The organism is Pseudoalteromonas sp. JC28 (genome assembly GCF_013319255.1).
GTDB lineage: Bacteria > Pseudomonadota > Gammaproteobacteria > Enterobacterales > Alteromonadaceae > Pseudoalteromonas.
Genome location: NZ_QOKX01000026.1, coordinates 1 through 1,588, shown reverse-complemented (window position 1 = coordinate 1,588; position 1,588 = coordinate 1). Strand labels below are relative to the sequence as shown.

Here is a 1,588-nt window from a genome sequence, read left to right as displayed (position 1 = left end):
TCGCGGGAGAGAAGCAATTAATAGGGTATGTGCAGCGACAAAGTGGGCTGGATATAGATGAGTCAAGCTGGCTGCAGGCATTGAAGGCAGAATTACAGCAAGATTTACCAGAGCATATGATACCAAGCATACTGATTGCAGTGGATGAATGGCCATTGACGGCAAATGGCAAGGTGGATAGACGGGCATTGCCAAGTGCAGATGTGGGTTGTTTGCAAGGGGAATATGTAAGCCYTGAAGGTGATATTGAGCAACAGTTAGYCGGTATTTGGGCACAGCTTCTGGGTATAAAAGCTGCTGAGATCAGTGCAACGGCGAACTTCTTTACTCTAGGTGGGCATTCGTTACTCACCATACGTTTGGTGTCAGAAATTCAGCGTTGTTACGGTGTCGATATTTCATTACAACAGGTATTTAACGCGAAGGACTTACGCTCGCTGGCGAATGATATTGAGCAAAGCGAGCAAGGGCAAGTATTACCTGCGGTTCAAGCCTATCCAAGAGAAAGCCAGACGTTACCAACGTCATTTTCGCAGCAGCGTTTATGGTTTATAGATCATCTCAAAGGAGGCTCACCAGAGTACAACATGCCAGTGGCCTTGACTGTAAAAGGTGAATTATCGCTGCCTGTAGTTGAGCGTGTTTTTCAGCGGATAATTGCGCGTCATGAGGTGCTAAGAACCAATTATTATGATGAAGCAGGCGTGGTGTATCAATATATCCATGAACCTGAACTCTAGGTGGGCATTCGTTACTCACCATACGTTTGGTGTCAGAAATTCAGCGTTGTTACGGTGTCGATATTTCATTACAACAGGTATTTAACGCGAAGGACTTACGCTCGCTGGCGAATGATATTGAGCAAAGCGAGCAAGGGCAAGTATTACCTGCGGTTCAAGCCTATCCAAGAGAAAGCCAGACGTTACCAACGTCATTTTCGCAGCAGCGTTTATGGTTTATAGATCATCTAAAAGGAGGCTCACCAGAGTACAACATGCCAGTGGCCTTGACTGTAAAAGGTGAATTATCGCTGCCTGTAGTTGAGCGTGTTTTTCAGCGGATAATTGCGCGTCATGAGGTGCTAAGAACCAATTATTATGATGAAGCAGGCGTGGTGTATCAATATATCCATGAACCTGAAAATGTGGCGTTTAGTGTTGTATATCAAGACCTCAGGTCGTTACAAGGCGAAGCGCAGCAAGCCCAAATAAAAGCACGGATATCAGAGGTTATCACCACCGCGTTTAACTTGGCAGAAGACTTACTATTAAAGGTATTGTATCTGGCGACCGGAGAGGATACAGGAGTCCTACTCTTTAATATGCATCATATTGCGTCKGATGGTTGGTCAATGCAGGTGTTGACCAATGAGTTTGTACGTTTGTATGAAGCCTATAGTCAAGGTGAAGCCGAGCCTTTACCACAATTGGCGTTACAGTATGGAGATTATGCGCAGTGGCAGCGAACGCATATAACGGATACGGTATTAGATAAACAGCTCAGTTATTGGTTAGCGCAGTTGGATGAAGCCCCCGCGGTGCATAACCTCACATTGGATTATCCCCGTCCAGCAGAGAAGCAATATCAT

General features: G+C 45.5%; 2 protein-coding genes. Both read left to right on the top strand.

The features are described from left to right. A partial coding sequence (locus DS891_RS24245; RefSeq protein WP_254606056.1) for a phosphopantetheine-binding protein occupies positions 1 to 740 on the top strand: 740 nt, incomplete at its 5' end. 29 nt (positions 741 to 769) lie between these two features. Further along, a partial coding sequence (locus DS891_RS24240; protein WP_368032287.1) for a condensation domain-containing protein occupies positions 770 to 1,588 on the top strand: 819 nt, incomplete at its 3' end.